This window comes from Mariniphaga sp. (genome assembly GCF_041687215.1).
In the GTDB taxonomy this organism is placed as follows: Bacteria; Bacteroidota; Bacteroidia; order Bacteroidales; family Prolixibacteraceae; genus Mariniphaga.
This window is the reverse complement of the sequence record NZ_JAWLCI010000001.1, coordinates 216,314-232,849: the sequence shown is the minus strand read 5'-3', so window position 1 is coordinate 232,849 and position 16,536 is coordinate 216,314. Positions and strand designations below refer to the sequence as shown.

The window sequence follows — 16,536 nt, the reverse complement described above, 5'->3', positions numbered from 1 at the left end:
AATAATCCGGAAATCCATCAGGATATGAGGACACTGGCACTTGCGGGCATACTTTTAATCTTTCAGGTTTCTGCACTGGCGCAGTCCCTTTCCGATTTGCAGCAACAAAAAGAAAATGCTGCAAAAGAAATTGAAATGACTTCACGGCTGTTAAATCAGGTACAGCAAAAAGAAAAGGCATCGCTTAATGGCCTGCAACTATTAAATAACAACATCAACCAGCGCAATACAATTATTTCGAATCTGACCTCCGAAATCAAATTATATCAGGAATTTATTCAGAACAATAACCTGGTTGTTGAAATGCTTACAGAAGATCTTGAAAAAATGAAAGCCGAGTATGCACAGCTAATCAGGCTGGCTTATTTGAGCAGAAATGCAGGCAACCAACTGTTATTTCTACTTTCTGCTGACAATTTCAACCAGGCATACAGACGGCTGCTTTACATGAGAAGATATACTCAATTCAGGAATAACCAGGCTGCTATTATGAAAACTTTACAGCAGTTGCTGAATGAAAAGGCCGAAAACCTTGAAAACCTGAAAGCAACCCGCCAACAATTACTTGCCGAAACACAAAATGAAAGGCAAAAACTTGCCAGAGAAAAAAATCAGCAAAGCCGTGAAATTCAGAAGTTAAAAAACCAGCAACAGGACTTACGACAAAAACTGCAGCAACAGCGTAGTATTGAGCAACAACTTGAGCGGGAAATCCAACGAATGATTGAGGAGGAAGCCCGTAAAAACCGCGAGGCCGGAGAACCTGCTTATGCGCTTACTCCCGAACAATTGCTGGTGGGCGAAAATTTTGAACAGAACAAACAGCGGTTGCCATGGCCGGTTGAACGTGGTGTGATTACCGAACGGTTTGGCATACACCGCCATCCGGTTTTGGAAAATGTACAGATTAGAAACAATGGAATCAATATTTCCACCGAACCTGGCTCAAAAGTACGTGCGGTTTTTAATGGCGAAGTATCGCGGGTTTTTGGTATTTCCGGTGGAAATTCAGCCGTAATTATCAGGCACGGAAACTTTCTTACCGTTTATTCCAATTTGCTTGAAGTAACAGTAAAAAAAGGCGAAAAAGTTACTGTACGGCAAAACATTGGCACGGTTTACACCGATTTCGAAGACGGAAACAAATCAGTTTTAAAATTTCAAATTTGGAAAGAGAATCAGAAACTCAATCCCGAAGAGTGGATAGGAAGGTAGAATAAAAAAGTATAAACTTAGTTACCAAATAGGGTAACTTTTCTTATATTTGTAATCCATGAGAATTATAAAAGAAAAAACACTCAGGGAATATTGCAGGTTGAGTAAATACAGGTCCGCCACCGGACCATTAAGTGCCTGGATTTATGAAGTACAATATTCAAACTGGAATAATGTGAATGAATTAAAAGCAAAGTACAGAAACGCTAGTATCATTAATTCAAAAAGAGTGGTCTTCAATATAAAAGGCAATGATTTCCGGTTAGTTGTTGATGTTGAATACAAATTGAAAATAGTTTTTATTGTGTGGTTTGGCACCCACATAGAATACGATAAAATAGATGTAAATACAGTAAGTTATGAAGATTAAAGTATTGAAAACAGAAAAGGAGTATAACGAGGCATGCAAACGGGTTTATTCTATTATAAACAGTAAATCTGAACTTATTGAACCGGAAAGTTCTGAAGGGCAGGAACTTGAGCTTCTTTCATTATTAATCGAAAAATATGAACAGGAACATTACAAAATGGATGTTCCTACTCCCATCGAGGCTATTCGTTTCAGGATGGAACAAATGAACCTGAAGCAAATTGATATTGCTCCATTGTTGGGAGGTGAAACGAGAGTTTCTGAAGTATTAAACGGGAAAAGGGCATTAACCCTGAAAATGATTACTTTATTGAACAAATATCTTGGAATCCCTTTGGAATCCTTGATTGTTGGAAATAAAGACATTCAACTTGAGGAGAAAAAAAGGCAAAAACTTTTGAGAGTTTCATCCATTAAAGATTATCTGACAAGCAGGGCAGCAATAGTTTAAAGGCATTTACTTCGAAACAACATAATATGCAGCCGTAGTAAAAAAGTTGCGAACCCACGGAATAGCGGAAATTAAACCGGCCTGCTTCCGGGGCTTTAAACCGAATTTGGTTTCGTAATTTGGGTTGATAAAAAAGAAGGTACGCTTTTCAATGGTGTAATTTTCTCTTTTCAGAGTTCGTTCAAAACGGTCAATTGAAATTCCGGTTTCTTTTATCTCAATTAAACCTTCCACCCGTGCTTTATTCTTTTCGAAAGTTTTCAATATCAGTTTATAAACAGGTGTGGGCAGCAAATGAAAATAAGGCAGTTTTGACAAAACTTTGCTGGTGCAAATTTGCTGGTGGCCGCCAAACGGATTTTGCCATGGTGGAAATCCCAGGAAAAACTTTCCATCCGGTTTCAGGAATTTTTTCACGTAACCCATAAACTTTTCCTGGTTGGGAATGTGTTCAATCACATCGCGCATCATCACCAAATCAAAAGTTTTGCCTTTTAAATCAGCTTTGTAAATGTCTTCGCAAATCAGTTCCAGATTTTCTTTTTTCGGATGGTCAGCAAAAAATTCCCTGGCCAGTTCAATTCTTCCGCACGAAATGTCAACTCCGGTAACTTTGCAGTCCAAATCAAGAAATGGTTTCAGATTTCCGGCTTCGGCACAACCAATTTCAAGAACTTCAGTTTCCGGCCCTATTTTTAATAAATTTTCCAGGTAAGGAATAACATGCTTTTGAGTGGTACGTGCCTGTTCGCTAAAGTACCTTTTTTTATCCTGGTGGCGTTCCTGCATGGAGTTTAAATATTGGCAACACGTCGCAGTCCGGGTGTATCCAGAAATTTGATTTTTCGGCCCTGCAGCTCTATCAGTTTATCTTGTTTAAATTCAGAAAGCAATCTGATGACCGACTCGGTAGCTGTTCCCACCATGTTGGCAAGTTCTTCGCGTGTGAGCGAAATTTGCAAGGTATTCTGGTTGTCCAGTTCAAAGTTTTCCTTCAGCAGCAATAAAACTTCTGCAAGCCGTTCACGCACGGTTTTCTGGGCAATGTCGGTAATATAATCATTGGCTTCGCGCAGTTCGCGGCAAACAATTTGCAGCATGTGATGAGAAAACTGCCAGTTGTTTTTAATCAGGAAAAGAAGTGTTTGGTAAGGAATGTGGCACAAAACCGCTTCATCAATCACTTTGGCGGTGGTACAGGCCAGCTCCTGGCTCAACAGCGAACGGTAGGCAATTATTTCTCCACGCTTGGCAAACCTGATGATTTGTTCTTTTCCGTCAATTCCAGTTTTAAAAATCTTTACAATTCCGCGGGTAACACAGAAAAAGCCTGTAAGCCTGCTGCCCTCGCGGTAAATTACTGTGCCTTTTTTATAAAGCGAACAGGTTTTTTCATAATTCAAACGGTTAAACTCCTCCTCGTCCAGTTTTTTAAATAACTGAAATCCACTCAAATCGGTTTCTTCTTCGGTTGGCCTTTTTATAATACTTCTCATTTTCGCTGATTGTTAAAGTTATTCGCCTGTTTTCTGCCCGCAGGCAGTGCCTTTCAGTTTGTTAAAGACCCTAAAGATACAATTTCACTTAATATTTGAAAAACTATTTATATAGATAGTTGTATGTTGTATATTTGTTGTCCAAAATAGTTGAATTACAAATAAAAAGAATATCAAAATGAAACATGTTGTAGATTTGGCCTGGACCGATAAAGTTGCTTTTGAAACCGATATGGACGGGCACAAGGTTGTAATTGATGCCACAAAAGAGTCGGGTGGAAGCGATTTGGGTCCCCGGCCAAAAAAATTAATGCTGACCGCCCTGGCAGGATGTACCGGAGTGGATGTAATAATGATTTTGAAAAAGATGAAAGTAGAACCAGAGGCATTTAATGTAATTGTGGAGGCCGATGTAACCGACGAGCACCCGAAACATTATAATAAAATGAAGGTGATTTACCAGTTTAAAGGAAAAGATTTACCTAAAGACAAGCTGGAAAAAGCCGTGAAACTTTCCGAGGAAAAATACTGCGGGGTAACTGCCGTTTACAAAAAAGCCATGGAAATAGAAAGTGAAATCAGGATAGTGGAATAAATTGAAATTCTTCTGGTTTGAGTAAAAGCAACGGTTTCTGTTGCTTTTTTTTGTGCTTTGAACAAATTAAAGACTTTTTTGTCTTTTATAATTGAATTTAAAAATCAGAAATTGAAACAAAATTTGAAAACAATGAAAACAATTGGAAAATTAACAGGAATGATTGCATTGGTTGCAGTGTTTGCTATGCAGGTACTTGCGACCGATTACAAGCTGGATAAATCGAACAGCACAGTGAAATGGAGCGGGAAAAAAGTAACCGGAGAACATTACGGAACCATTGATTTAAAAAGTGGTAATATGGAAGTGGACGGCAACAAAATTAAGTCGGGAACATTTGAGATGGACATGACTGCTATTGTTAATGAAGACCTTTCAAATGAATCGATGAATAAAAAGCTCGTTGGCCACCTAAAATCTGACGATTTCTTTTCGGTTGACAAACACCCGGTATCAACTTTGGTTATTAAAGAAGTAAAACATAAATCGGGGACCACTCATTCTTTTGCCGGCAGTTTAATTATTAAAGGAATTAACAATCCGGTAAATTTTGACGCAGAGGTGGTTATTGATGGTGATAATCTTAGAGCCAAAGGAAAAATGGATGTTGATCGTACATTATACGATATTAAATTCAGGTCTGGCAAATTTTTTTCCGACCTGGGTGATAATCTGATTTACGACACGTTTACTCTCGATTTCGATGTGGTTGCAACGGAGTCGGAAGGTACAGCACTGTTGGAAATGAAGTAATTTATTAAACAGAAGAACACGAAAATACCCTGGAGAAATCCGGGGTTTTTTCTTTAAAATAAATTGATTATGGAAACAATAATACACAAATCCTCAGAACGGGGGCATGTAGATCATGGCTGGCTGAAAGCTACACACTCATTTAGTTTTGGCAATTACCATAACCAGGATAAAATTCATTTTGGGAAACTAAGGGTGCTGAATGACGATATTGTTGCTCCATCCCGGGGTTTCGGAATGCACCCGCACCAGGACATGGAAATTATTACCATTCCGCTTTCGGGTGCATTAAAACATGCCGATAATATGGGAAATGAAGCGGTAATAACTACAGGAGAAGTGCAGGTTATGTCTGCCGGAACAGGGGTTTTGCATTCAGAGCACAATGCCTCTGATACCGAACCGGTAAATCTTTTCCAGATTTGGATATTTACCGACCAGAATGGTCACAAACCCCGGTATGGTCAAAAATTCTTTTCGCCTGAAGGACGCCAAGGAAAATGGCAGTTGCTTGTTTCCTCAGACGGTCGGGAAGATTCGCTTCGTATTCACCAGAATGCCTTCATTTCAACAATTAACTCCGATGAACTTGCTGAAACTTTGTATCAGCTTAAATCGCCAGGAAATGGAGTTTATTTTATGGTTACTGAAGGTTCAGTGATAATTGAAGAAACAGAACTCGGAAAACGCGATGCTGCCGGATTTTGGTCGTTTAGCGAACCACTTAAAATTCAGTTTAAAAAACTTTCAAGCTTAATCGCTATTGAAGTGCCCATGCATTAAATCAATTTTTCAAAAACCCGGTTTCATTTTTTTCGTAGTAGTTTTTGTACTTTAGTTTTTAATTCAAATCCTGAAATTATGATGAAATCGGTAAACCCTGCCACCGGGGAAGTTATTCAAACGTTTGAAACGCATTCTGAAAAGGGGGTGGAGAAAATTATCAATTCGGTTGATAAATGCTGGCAGCAGTGGAAAAAAACCTCTTTCTTTCAGCGAAGTCAGATAATGCAAAACCTGGCAACTTTGCTTAAAAGTAACAAAGAAGAACTTGCCCGTTTGATGGCCATGGAAATGGGAAAAGTGTTGCACGAAGGAATAGCTGAAATTGAAAAGTGTGCATGGGTTTGCGATTATTATGCAGCAAATGCCGAAAATTTTCTGGAAAATGAAGCCATTGAAACCGATTTTTCCAGGTCGTATGTCAGTTACCAACCTCAGGGCACCGTGCTGGCAGTAATGCCCTGGAATTTTCCTTTCTGGCAGGTATTCCGGTTTGCAGCGCCCACCATAATGGCCGGAAATACTGCGGTTTTGAAACATGCCAGTAATGTTCCCGGTTGTGCCATGGCCATAGAAGATCTTTTTCGCGAAGCCGGTTTTCCCGAAAACGCTTTCCGTACCCTGCTTATTAAAAGTGATCTGGTGGAAGGGGTTATTAAACACCGGGCCGTGAAAGGAGTCAGCCTTACCGGAAGCACACCTGCCGGTAAAAGTGTGGCGTCTGTTGCCGGAAGTGTTTTAAAAAAATGCGTGCTTGAGTTGGGAGGAAGTGATCCGTATCTTATTCTGGATGACGCTGATTTGGTTTCTGCGGCCAAAACCTGTGCAACAGGAAGGCTTTTGAATGCCGGACAAAGTTGTATTGGAGCCAAACGCTTTATTGTGGTTGATAAAGTTTATTCCGAATTCCTGGAATATTTTACTTATGAAATGAATAAAGCAACCTTTGGCGACCCATGCGAACCCGAAACAACCATGGGGCCATTGGCACGTACCGATTTACGCAACGAACTGCACAAACAGGTTTCCCTTTCAGTAAAAAAAGGCGCTGAGGTGGTTATTGGTGGGGGAATTCCCGACCGTAAAGGTGCATACTACCCTCCTACTGTTCTGGATAATGTAAAACCCGGAATGCCTGCTTATGATGAGGAATTGTTTGGTCCCGTTGCCTCTGTTATCCGGGTAAAAGATGAAAATGAAGCTGTGAAAATTGCCAACGATTCAATATTTGGACTTGGTGCGGCTGTATTTTCGAAAAACATCAAAAAAGCTGAAAAAATTGCCGAAACCCAGTTGCAGGCAGGATGCTGTTTTGTCAACGATTTTGTGAAATCGGATCCCCGCCTGCCTTTTGGCGGAATTAAGGAAAGCGGTTTTGGCCGGGAACTCTCTTCGCATGGCATCAAGGAATTCATGAATGTAAAAACGGTAGTCGTAAAATAATTTGGGTGGCGCGGTTTCCGAACCGCGCATTTTATCCTTCTCGCAAAGCGATCACTTTGTGACGAACCGTGCATTTTACAATTTACTTCATGGTGAATATTGTCGATCCACTTTCTGGTAAACCGCATATTTATTCCTCAAATTTTTTAGTTTTACCTCATTGTTTAATCAATCAATCATTACCTGATATGAGAAACCTGTTTTATATCCTCTTTTTTTTCTCTGTTATTCTGAATTCTTGCAAACAGAACGATTCGTTAACCGAGCGAGAAATCAACTTCAATTCCGGCTGGAAATTTATCCGGGCTGATATTCCCGGAGCTGAAAAACCTGATTTTGATGATTCTGCGTGGCGAACACTTGTTTTGCCTCACGATTACAGCATTGAAGATCTGCCTGAAAAAGAAGGTGTAAAACAAATCGGGCCTTTCTCAGAAGAAAGTGAAGGAGGAATTTCCACAGGGCATGTGGTGGGCGGAACAGCCTGGTACCGTAAACATTTTACGCTGAATAACACCGATGAAGGCAAAATCGTTAAAATCCTTTTCGACGGTGTTTACATGAATACCGATGTGTGGATAAACGGGCATCATCTGGGAAATCATCCCTATGGTTACACCGCGTTTTCGTTCGATTTAACTGATCATTTGCTTCCTGTCGGAGAGGAAAACGTACTTGCGGTTCAGGTGAAAAACGAAGGCCAGAACTCCCGCTGGTATAGCGGTTCGGGCATTTACCGCAATGTAACGCTCTTAAAAACCAATCCGGTGCATGTGGATTTGTGGGGAATTTTTGTGCGCACAAAAGCCGTTTCAACTGAAAATGCTACAGTGGCGGTTGATGTCAGGCTGATGAATGAATCCGCAGAAGATAAAAGGGTAACACTAAAAATGGAATTTCGCGATTCGGACGGGAAATATGTCACTCATTTTGAAGATGAAAAAGAACTGGCTGCCGGACAGAAAACGACGTTTAAACAGGAATTCGGGCTGCCGGATTACCGGTTGTGGTCGCTGGATAATCCTGAATTATATACACTTGTTGTACAGTTGGTTGACGGGAAAAAAATTATTGATGAGGTTATGGAAACCTTTGGAATCCGCACCATCGAATTTTCGGCTGAAAAAGGATTTTTGCTGAATGGCGAAAACGTACTGCTCAAAGGCGGTTGCCTGCATCACGACAACGGTCCGCTGGGGTCTGCTGCATTTGATTACGCTGAATTCCGCCGCGTGAAAATCATGAAGGAAAACGGGTTCAATGCCATTCGTTCTGCCCATAATCCCCCATCGAAAGCATTTCTCGATGCCTGCGATCAACTGGGTGTGCTGATTATGGACGAGGCATTCGATATGTGGCAGGTTCCCAAAAAACAGGAGGATTACCATTTGTATTTCGATGAGTGGTGGGAAAAAGATTTGGAGTCGATGGTGCTGCGTGCCCGGAATCATCCGTCGGTGATTATCTGGAGTGTGGGCAACGAAATAAAGGAACGTGCCGATTCTTCGGGGCTTGAAATATTTAGGAAGCTAAGGGCAAAAGTGTTGGAGATGGACGACACCCGGCCTGTAACCCAGGCTATTTGCGGTTTCTGGGAAACGCCGGGCAGATCGTGGGAAGATTCTGAACCGGCATTTGCCCAAATGGATGTGCATGGGTACAACTATCAGTGGCAGCAATATGAATCCGACCATGAAAAATTCCCGGAGCGGATTATCATCGGCACCGAGTCGTTTCCCATGGAAGCCTTCGAAAATTGGCAAATGGTGGAAAAACATCCGTATGTTATCGGTGATTTCGTATGGACCGGTATGGACTATTTCGGCGAATCGGGCATTGGAAGCAGCAAGCTCGATAACGAGGATATTCCCTTTCTTCCGCCCTGGCCCTGGTTCAACGCCCATTGTGGCGACATCAGCGTGCTGGGTTACAAAAAACCGCAGATGTATTTCCGCGATGTGGTTTGGCGCAATAGTGAGCTCGAAATGCTGGTCCATGCGCCCATTCCCGAAGGCCGGGAAGAAATTATCAGCAACTGGGGCTGGCCCAACGAAATGAAAAGCTGGACCTGGGAAGGCCACGAAGGTAAACCGCTGCAAGTTTCCGTTTACACACGCTGCGACGAGGTAAGGCTGGAAATGGACGGCGAGGTCATCGGTACAAAACCGGTTTCGGAGGAAACCAAACTCACTGCCCGTTTTGATGTAACTTACCAGCCCGGCGAACTCGTTGCAGTGGGTTTGAAAAACGGACAGGAAACAGTGCGGCAGGTACTGAAAACTGCCGGCAAACCAGCCCGGCTGAAAATTACTGCCGAACGCGAAACCGTTTCTGCTTCCTATAACGATTTGGCTTATTTTAACGTGGAAGTACTCGACGAAAACGGCCTGCTGGTTCCCCATGCCGAGATTTCTGTGGAGTTTGCCATAGATGGTATTGGAACCTTGCAGGCAGTGGGCAACGGCAATCCAACCGGTATGAAAAGTTTTCAGCAACCGCAGGTTTTAACCTACCGGGGAAAATGCCAGGTCATTGTCCGTTCATCAGATCAGCCCGGCGAAATTTCGGTTACAGCCCGTTCCGAAGGGTTGGAACCCGGAACCGCAAGAGTGGATGTTTATAATTGAGCTGTATTTACTTGAGCAGGTGACTATTGATCTTCCTGGTGAGCTGGTGACTTTCCGTCACCTGCTCACTATTACTTTATTCTTTAACATTTTCATTACCTTTTTGATTCTGACTTGGGATCCCTGCTCAATTTCTGAGATTTTACCTGCAATCCTCCAACTGGCGGATCAGCTCGTGTATAGTAGTTTCGGAAACGACTATTGAGCAGGTGGACTTGGAGCCACCAGCTCCAAACGCCTTCGGTTCACCAGCTCAATCACGAGATTTTCACCCCCAATTCAGCGGCTTTCTCCCTGTTTATAAGCTTACCGTCTCTTAATCCCACATAATCACGGTACGAAGAAAACTCCCATTCAGCCGGTGTTTTTACCAGGCCACTTTTTACCGGATTTTGATGAATGTAATCAAAGCAAACCTGCGGATATTCCTTCTCCGGGTCAATAATATTGATGACGGTTCCGTACCTGGTCTCAAACCAGGCTGGAGTAATTCCGTCAATTTCGGTCAGGCAAATGGCTTTGGTTCTGTGCTGAAAAAGACTTCCCGTGAATTTGTTTTGATTCTGAATAGCCCGCGTGTAAGACCGCAGCATAATTGAAATGGAATCATTCAGCATCCGCTTCTTCGTGAGCTGGTGACTTTTGATTTTCCGGGTGAGCTGGTGACTCTCCGTCACCTGCTCATTATTACTTACCTCCACCGCCTTCACATAAACCATCAGATGAAAATGGTTTGGCATCAGACACCAGGCCAGAATATCTGCATGGGGGAGAATATGTTTTCTGATTTTTTTCAGGAAAAACAGGTAATTTTCCCCGGAAAAGAAAATGGGTTGTGAATTATTTCCCCTGTTGTAAACATGGTAGATGTGATCTGTGGCAAATTGCATGTCGATTGTTTTAGTTCTGTTTTTGACTTATAAATACGGAATTTTATTTTCTTCCGGGCTTTTAACATGATTCTTTTTAGTTGATTGGGCTGATTGAGCTGGTGACTTTGGGTCACCTGCTCAATACCGCGTTAGTTGAAAACACTATTGAGCAGGTGGACATAGAGCCACCAGCTCAACTTCGGGGCGTTCACCTGCTGACTTGGGCTCAGCTGGTGAATAACTTTATGTGTATTTTTGTTTTTCAGGAATTACCCCTCTTACTCCGCCTTCCGGATTTTTAACATCGCTTTTGTAACGCGGAATTAAATGAATATGCACATGCGGAATTGTTTGACCGGCTGGTTCATTTACGTTTATTCCAATGTTGAATCCGTCTGGATTAAATTTTTCGGAGATGATTTCTTTTGTTTTATTTAAAATGAACCAACAAGCCGATTGTTCTTTAAATGTAAGAGCAAAATAATCGGCACAATGCCTTTTGGGAATAATTAAAGCATGTCCTGTATTTACCGGAAATTTATCGTAAATCGCATAAGTAGTGGCCGATTCAAGAATCAATTCTCTTTCCGGCTCGGGATTACAAAAGGGGCAATCTGTATTTTTTTGTTTTATCTGGTTGAAATGCCGGTATTCATAAATTTCAACATTTTCATTTTTGAAAATGGATTTATATCCCAGTTTCACAATGCATTGATAGGTTGGTTTTTGATGAATTTTGTGTGTCCTGAATCCTTCGTATTTAATATCTCTTCTTACTGCAAAGTAAGCTTTTCCTGTGGGTTTCAACAATCGTGAAATTTCAATTAAAACATTGGATTGTTCTTCCGGAAGTAAAACATTTAAAACATAAAAACACAAAATTGTATCAAATTTTCCAGTTGGAAATTCCGGGAAATAATGATTATCGTAGCCTGTTATTTCAATTCCTTTCGATTTTAAAACCTCCACATCTTTTCCAAAGCCACAGCCAAAATCAAGCGTTTTGCCCTGAATCAGGTTTTTATTCAACAAAATTCTGGCAGGATAAGAAAGCTTGTCTCGTTCTTTGGCTGTTAAGTGATTATATGGATTTTCGCGTTTCATTCCAAAAATTCAAAACCGTTATTTGATGCAATGGTAACCAAAGGCTGAAATACTTCTTTAAATCGTGTTTCTGTAAAACTATTTTCAATATCAGGTAAAACAGTCAAGTAATCCAAAAGAAACTTGCTTTTGGGAGATTCTTTCTTTACAATTTTTACAGCTGTTTTTTGAAGTGAAAAAAACGGTGTGAAATAGGTTTCCAATGGAGGTAATCTGTTCTTTTTAGAACTATTAAAGGAGGGATCGGCAGGAATCAAATTCCAAATTAAATCGTGTGAAACAAAACTGTGCGGGATAAAATGTTCCATCGCATAACTTCCAACGTTCAGTTCTTTACCTGTATAAATACATTTTATGAACCCCATTTCCTGCAATGCAATATCCCAGAAAAATTTCTTTTGGTTTTCCAGATTTCCTCTGGATGGGGGTTTAATCAATTTGTTGGGAATGTCAGGAACACTGGAATTTCTTACCTGTAAAAACAAAGATAAATTCCAGTAGCAGAAATCTTTAAGAATCTTTGAATTTGCCGTTAAATAGTTTATCCATTCCGGATTTATTTTAATAATGTCATCATGTAATGCATAAAGGCACTGATTGTCGAAAGACTTTGAAGCGGCAAAAACATAATTTTCACTTTTTTTTACAAACCAGGGACTTAAAAAACGATGAGGTACATTTTTATTGAAATGCCAAAGCAGTTTTCCGGTGTCGTAATTTTTTGAAGCTGTTAAATGGCTGAAGACCTTTTGCTGTTTTTCATCAATTGGAATATTTTCAATATCCTTTATTTTCTTTACAGTATTTTGAATTAAATCGAGCTTACCAAATGAAACATTGAAATAGTTTACAGTGTACCATGAATTTGAGATCATTCGTGCAAACAAATTTCGTTTAGGAATGAGGTGATTGCCGGTTTCAATTTCCTGCAAAATGGAAATTAGCCAATAAAATTTGTATGTGGCAGTTGTGTTGTTAAAGCACGCAGCCAAATGATTAACGGGCAAATGTTTTGAATTGGGTAATCGCATTTCACTCATTACAAAGAGTATATTTTCCCGTAAAGATAAAAAATCAAAAAGTTATTGAAAGATTAAGCGAATTGAAGTTGTTTTTTTTTTTTATTGAGCAGGTGGACTTTAAGCCACCTGCTCAACTTCCTTCGGTTCACCTGCTGACTTGGGCTCAGCTGGTGAATGATTGTTATGAGTAGTGTTACTGCAAGAAAACCACGATTGAGCAGGTGATCCGCCAACTGGCGGACACCAGATCAACTTTCTTCGGTTCACCTGCTGACTTGGGATCAGCTGGTGAATATCCGTCACAAATTAATTCTGAATATTTTTTACAGCCGTTTCTATGCGCTCAATGGTTTCTTCTTTTCCCAGGATTTCGCAAATTTTGAACAAATCGGGTCCCATGTTTCCACCTACCAAACTTAAACGGAGCGGATTCATAATGGCTCCAAAACCCCAGTTTTTTTCGTTCATAAATGCAGAAAATACTTTTTTTATTTCTTCTGCCTTCCAGGTGTCAACAGACTTAAACTCTGCTGTTATGGCGGTAAGTTGTTCCGGTGTGTCTTCCTTCCAGCGTTTTTTTACGGTTTTTTCGTCGTAAGAAGTTGGCGCTTCAAAAAAGTAGCTTCCCTGTTCCCACAGGTCTGAAAGGAATTCGCAGCGTTCCTTGATTTCAGCTACCACGGAATAAATTTTTTCATCTGAAGCAGAAATTCCTTTTTCTTTTAAAACGGGATTGAACAGTTGGGTCAACTCTTCCTCTGTTTTTTGCTGGAAATAATGCCGGTTGAACCATTTGGCTTTTTCGGGGTCGAACCGCGAACCTGATTTTACCACACGTTCCAGGCTGAAAAGTTCAGTCAGTTCGTCCAGTGAAAAGAATTCCTGTTCTGTACCCGGATTCCAGCCCAGCAGGGCCAGCAAATTGATAAAAGCTTCCGGAAAATAACCATCTTCGCGGTAGCCGCGGAAAACTTCGCCGGTGGCGGGGTCTTTCCATTCCAGCGGAAAAACCGGGAAACCCATTTTATCGCCATCGCGTTTACTCAGTTTTCCTTTTCCCTGCGGTTTCAGAATGAGTGGCAGGTGGGCAAACTTTGGTTTGGTGTCTTCCCATCCCAGGGCGCGGTAAAGCAGCACGTGCAGCGGCATAGACGACAACCACTCTTCGCCGCGGATTACATGGGTAATCTCCATCAGGTGGTCGTCCACCACGTTGGCCAGGTGGTAGGTGGGCATGCCGTCAGATTTAAACAGCACTTTATCGTCGAGGCTTTTTGTGGTATTAAACGTTACGTTTCCGCGGATGATGTCGTTTTCGGTAACATTTTCGTCTTCAGGCATTTTAAACCGGATAACGTATGCTTCACCGACAGTCATTTTTTGCTGTACTTCCGCTTCGGAAAGGTTCAGCGAGTTGTTCAGCTTTTCGCGTGTGCCAATTCCGTAAGAAAAGGTTTCTTTTTTGGATTCGGCGTCAGTTCTGAGTTTTTCAATCTCCTCCGGCGTGTCGAAAGCGAAATAGGCCCAACCCGATTTCACCAGTTGGTCGGCATATTTTTCATACAACTCTTTGCGCTCGCTTTGCCGGTACGGGCCAAAATTACCTCCCATTCCTGGACCTTCGTCGGGATGCAGGCCGCACCATTTCAGGCTTTCCACAATGTATTCCTCTGCTCCGGGCACAAACCGGTTCTGATCGGTGTCTTCGATGCGAAGGATAAAATCGCCACCCTGTTTTTTGGCAAAAAGGTAGTTAAAAAGTGCGGTGCGCACGCCACCCATGTGAAGCGGCCCTGTTGGACTTGGGGCAAATCGTACCCGTATTTTTTGGTTGCTCATTGTTCTTTTTTTTATGATTCTTTGCAAAGATAGGGGAAATAAAAAATACACTTCTTTTACTTGAAATTAGTTTTTGGGAGGAGATGGAATATCCAATTGTTTACAAATTAATTCGCATATATAATCGTCTAAATCCGGGTGCCGTGGAATTACGGTTCTTTTACCATTGGCCGTGTTTTGGTATTTATCGTGCTTTTTCCCATGCTTAATAAAACCACAGTTGTGTTGATTCAGGTATTTGATGAATTTTCTGCGTTTCATGGATTAAACAAAATTCAACTCTTCTTCTGCAATCATATCACCCATAGGATTATACTGTTCACGTATATCTTCAAAATAAAGCTCCAGCGCATCTAAAATATTTTCTTTTAGCTCTTTCATGTCTTTTCCCTGGGTAAATACTTCCGGGATTTCTTTCAACTGTCCTACTAAATACCCGCTTTTCCCTTGTTTTATAACCATCGTAAGTCTCATAATCACAAGCTTTTTTACAAAAATAATCATTTCTATTCTGAATTTCCTTGCCTTCAATGAAAAAACACAACCTCTTTCCAAAATATTATACCTTTGTGGTCTGAAATTTTGGTGAATATGGAGCGAAGAGAGATTGAAATTATGGCGCCGGTGGGTTCGTACGAATCTTTGATGGGGGCCATTCAGGGCGGGGCCGGTTCGGTTTATTTTGGTGTGGAGCACCTGAACATGAGATCGCGCTCGGCCAATAATTTTTCGCTTGACGACCTTAATAAGATAGTGGACGTTGCCACCTCGAACAAGGTAAAGACCTACCTTACCCTGAACGTGGAGATTTTCGACAACGAAACTGACCAGATGCATGCCATAATTGATGCGGCCAAAAAAGCCGGCGTTTCTGCTGTAATTGCCGCTGATATTTCGGTGATTATGTATGCCCGCTCCATTGGCCTTGAGGTCCATATTTCCACACAGGTAAATATAACCAATTTTGAAGCGGTGAAGTTTTATGCGCAGTTTGCCGATGTGGTGGTTTTAGCACGTGAGATGAACCTGGGACGCGTTTGGGAAATCAGCAATCAGATAAAAGAACAACAGATTAAAGGTCCATCGGGAAAGATGGTGAAGCTGGAGATGTTTGTGCACGGAGCACTCTGCATGGCCATTTCAGGAAAATGCTACCTGAGTCTGCATGAAATGAACTCGTCGGCTAACCGTGGAGCCTGTTTGCAAACCTGTCGTCGCGCCTACACAGTTACCGACAAGGAAACAGGTGCCGAACTGGAAATTGACAACGAGTACATCATGTCGCCCAAAGATCTGAAAACCATTCATTTTCTGAATAAAATTCTGGATGCCGGTGTTTCGGTTCTGAAAATTGAAGGCCGCGCCCGTTCACCCGAATACGTAAAAACCACGGTACAGTGTTACCACGAAGCGGTGGAGGCTTATTTGGAGAAAACCTTCACCGAAGAAAAAATAAAAAACTGGGATGAACGGCTGGCATCGGTTTTTAACCGTGGCTTCTGGGACGGTTACTATCTCGGACAACATCTGGGAGAATGGAGTGCCAACTACGGGTCGAGGGCTACCAAACGGAAAATTTACATTGGTAAATGCACAAATTACTTCACCAATATTGGCGTGGCAGAGTTTAAACTGGAAACCCAAAACCTGAAAATCGGTGACGAAATAATTGTTACCGGACCAACAACCGGCGTGGTTCAAACCGTTGTTCAGGAAATCCGGTTCGATATGGAACCCGTTGAAGAAGGTTTGAAAGGACAACACATTTCTGTTCCGGTTGAAATTAAATTGCGGAGATCGGATAAAATATTTAAAGTGGTGGATGCCAGCGAGGTGAAGGAAAGACGGTAATTTTTTTTAGGAATTTACCATTTAAAAATCGCAACAGAAAAAATGAGGAGTAAGAATAATGTCAGTTTTTTACCCGCTGGTTTGGAATTTTGGTCAGTAAAGTCATATCTTCATG

The 16,536-nt window shown here is 41.5% G+C and carries 17 protein-coding genes; 9 read left to right on the top strand and 8 right to left on the bottom strand.

The genetic code is table 11. The features are described from left to right. Positions 1-24 precede the first annotated feature (24 nt). The 3 genes from ACESMA_RS01000 to ACESMA_RS00990 are packed head-to-tail and all read left to right on the top strand — an operon-like array spanning position 25 to position 2,036. On the top strand, positions 25-1,215 hold the full coding sequence (locus ACESMA_RS01000) for a murein hydrolase activator EnvC family protein (RefSeq protein ID WP_372946878.1): 1,191 nt from the start codon (positions 25-27) through the stop codon (positions 1,213-1,215). Positions 1,216-1,273: 58 nt separating this feature from the next. Further along, entirely contained in the window at positions 1,274-1,585 is a 312-nt protein-coding gene (locus ACESMA_RS00995) for a type II toxin-antitoxin system HigB family toxin (RefSeq protein ID WP_372946877.1), read from the top strand. Beyond that, complete coding sequence (locus ACESMA_RS00990) at positions 1,575-2,036, top strand: type II toxin-antitoxin system HigA family antitoxin (protein WP_372946876.1); 462 nt, start codon at positions 1,575-1,577, stop codon at positions 2,034-2,036. Before ACESMA_RS00995 ends, ACESMA_RS00990 begins: the two co-directional genes overlap by 11 nt. A 6-nt stretch (positions 2,037-2,042) precedes the next feature. Here the strand turns inward: ACESMA_RS00990 and ACESMA_RS00985 are convergent, their stop codons facing one another. Beyond that, on the bottom strand, positions 2,043-2,825 hold the full coding sequence (locus tag ACESMA_RS00985) for a class I SAM-dependent methyltransferase (protein WP_372946875.1): 783 nt from the start codon (positions 2,823-2,825) through the stop codon (positions 2,043-2,045). A gap of 5 nt (positions 2,826-2,830) precedes the next feature. Further along, positions 2,831-3,532 carry a Crp/Fnr family transcriptional regulator gene (locus tag ACESMA_RS00980; protein WP_372946874.1) on the bottom strand — a complete coding sequence of 234 codons (702 nt, stop codon included), beginning with the start codon at positions 3,530-3,532 and terminating at the stop codon, positions 2,831-2,833. Positions 3,533-3,710: 178 nt separating this feature from the next. Here ACESMA_RS00980 and ACESMA_RS00975 point away from each other — a divergent pair, with 178 nt between their 5' ends. The 5 genes from ACESMA_RS00975 (at position 3,711) to ACESMA_RS00955 (ending at position 9,733) form a co-directional block, all read left to right on the top strand. Further along, positions 3,711-4,127 (top strand): OsmC family protein, encoded by a 417-nt coding sequence (locus ACESMA_RS00975; RefSeq protein ID WP_372946873.1) that lies wholly within the window; start codon positions 3,711-3,713, stop codon positions 4,125-4,127. A 132-nt stretch (positions 4,128-4,259) separates the two neighbouring features. After that, complete coding sequence (locus ACESMA_RS00970) at positions 4,260-4,880, top strand: YceI family protein (RefSeq protein WP_372946872.1); 621 nt, start codon at positions 4,260-4,262, stop codon at positions 4,878-4,880. Positions 4,881-4,949: 69 nt separating this feature from the next. After that, a complete protein-coding gene (locus tag ACESMA_RS00965; protein WP_372946871.1) occupies positions 4,950-5,663 on the top strand; it encodes a pirin family protein in 714 nt (237 codons plus the stop codon). Positions 5,664-5,741: 78 nt separating this feature from the next. After that, on the top strand, positions 5,742-7,106 hold the full coding sequence (locus tag ACESMA_RS00960; protein ID WP_372946870.1) for an NAD-dependent succinate-semialdehyde dehydrogenase: 1,365 nt from the start codon (positions 5,742-5,744) through the stop codon (positions 7,104-7,106). A gap of 188 nt (positions 7,107-7,294) precedes the next feature. Beyond that, the gene (locus tag ACESMA_RS00955; protein WP_372946869.1) at positions 7,295-9,733 is read left to right on the top strand and encodes a glycoside hydrolase family 2 TIM barrel-domain containing protein; all 2,439 of its coding nucleotides are present in this window, start codon (positions 7,295-7,297) and stop codon (positions 9,731-9,733) included. Positions 9,734-9,990: 257 nt separating this feature from the next. Here the strand turns inward: ACESMA_RS00955 and ACESMA_RS00950 are convergent, their stop codons facing one another. The 6 genes from ACESMA_RS00950 to ACESMA_RS00925 all read right to left on the bottom strand — a co-directional run bounded on the left by ACESMA_RS00950 (position 9,991) and on the right by ACESMA_RS00925 (position 15,044). Then, positions 9,991-10,623, bottom strand: a complete 633-nt coding sequence (locus ACESMA_RS00950) for a transposase (RefSeq protein WP_372946868.1) — start codon at positions 10,621-10,623, stop codon at positions 9,991-9,993. A gap of 225 nt (positions 10,624-10,848) precedes the next feature. After that, the gene (locus ACESMA_RS00945) at positions 10,849-11,709 is read right to left on the bottom strand and encodes an HIT domain-containing protein (protein ID WP_372946867.1); all 861 of its coding nucleotides are present in this window, start codon (positions 11,707-11,709) and stop codon (positions 10,849-10,851) included. Continuing rightward, entirely contained in the window at positions 11,706-12,749 is a 1,044-nt protein-coding gene (locus tag ACESMA_RS00940) for an HNH endonuclease domain-containing protein (protein WP_372946866.1), read from the bottom strand. Before ACESMA_RS00940 ends, ACESMA_RS00945 begins: the two co-directional genes overlap by 4 nt. A 288-nt stretch (positions 12,750-13,037) precedes the next feature. Then, the gene (gltX, locus tag ACESMA_RS00935) at positions 13,038-14,570 is read right to left on the bottom strand and encodes a glutamate--tRNA ligase (RefSeq protein WP_372946865.1); all 1,533 of its coding nucleotides are present in this window, start codon (positions 14,568-14,570) and stop codon (positions 13,038-13,040) included. Between the two features lie 66 nt (positions 14,571-14,636). Beyond that, positions 14,637-14,831, bottom strand: coding sequence for a type II toxin-antitoxin system HicA family toxin (locus ACESMA_RS00930; protein ID WP_372946864.1), 195 nt, complete (start codon positions 14,829-14,831; stop codon positions 14,637-14,639). Positions 14,832-14,834: 3 nt separating this feature from the next. Continuing rightward, positions 14,835-15,044, bottom strand: coding sequence for a type II toxin-antitoxin system HicB family antitoxin (locus tag ACESMA_RS00925; protein WP_372946863.1), 210 nt, complete (start codon positions 15,042-15,044; stop codon positions 14,835-14,837). 117 nt (positions 15,045-15,161) lie between these two features. Here ACESMA_RS00925 and ACESMA_RS00920 point away from each other — a divergent pair, with 117 nt between their 5' ends. Further along, on the top strand, positions 15,162-16,421 hold the full coding sequence (locus ACESMA_RS00920; RefSeq protein ID WP_372946862.1) for a peptidase U32 family protein: 1,260 nt from the start codon (positions 15,162-15,164) through the stop codon (positions 16,419-16,421). Positions 16,422-16,536 lie beyond the last annotated feature (115 nt).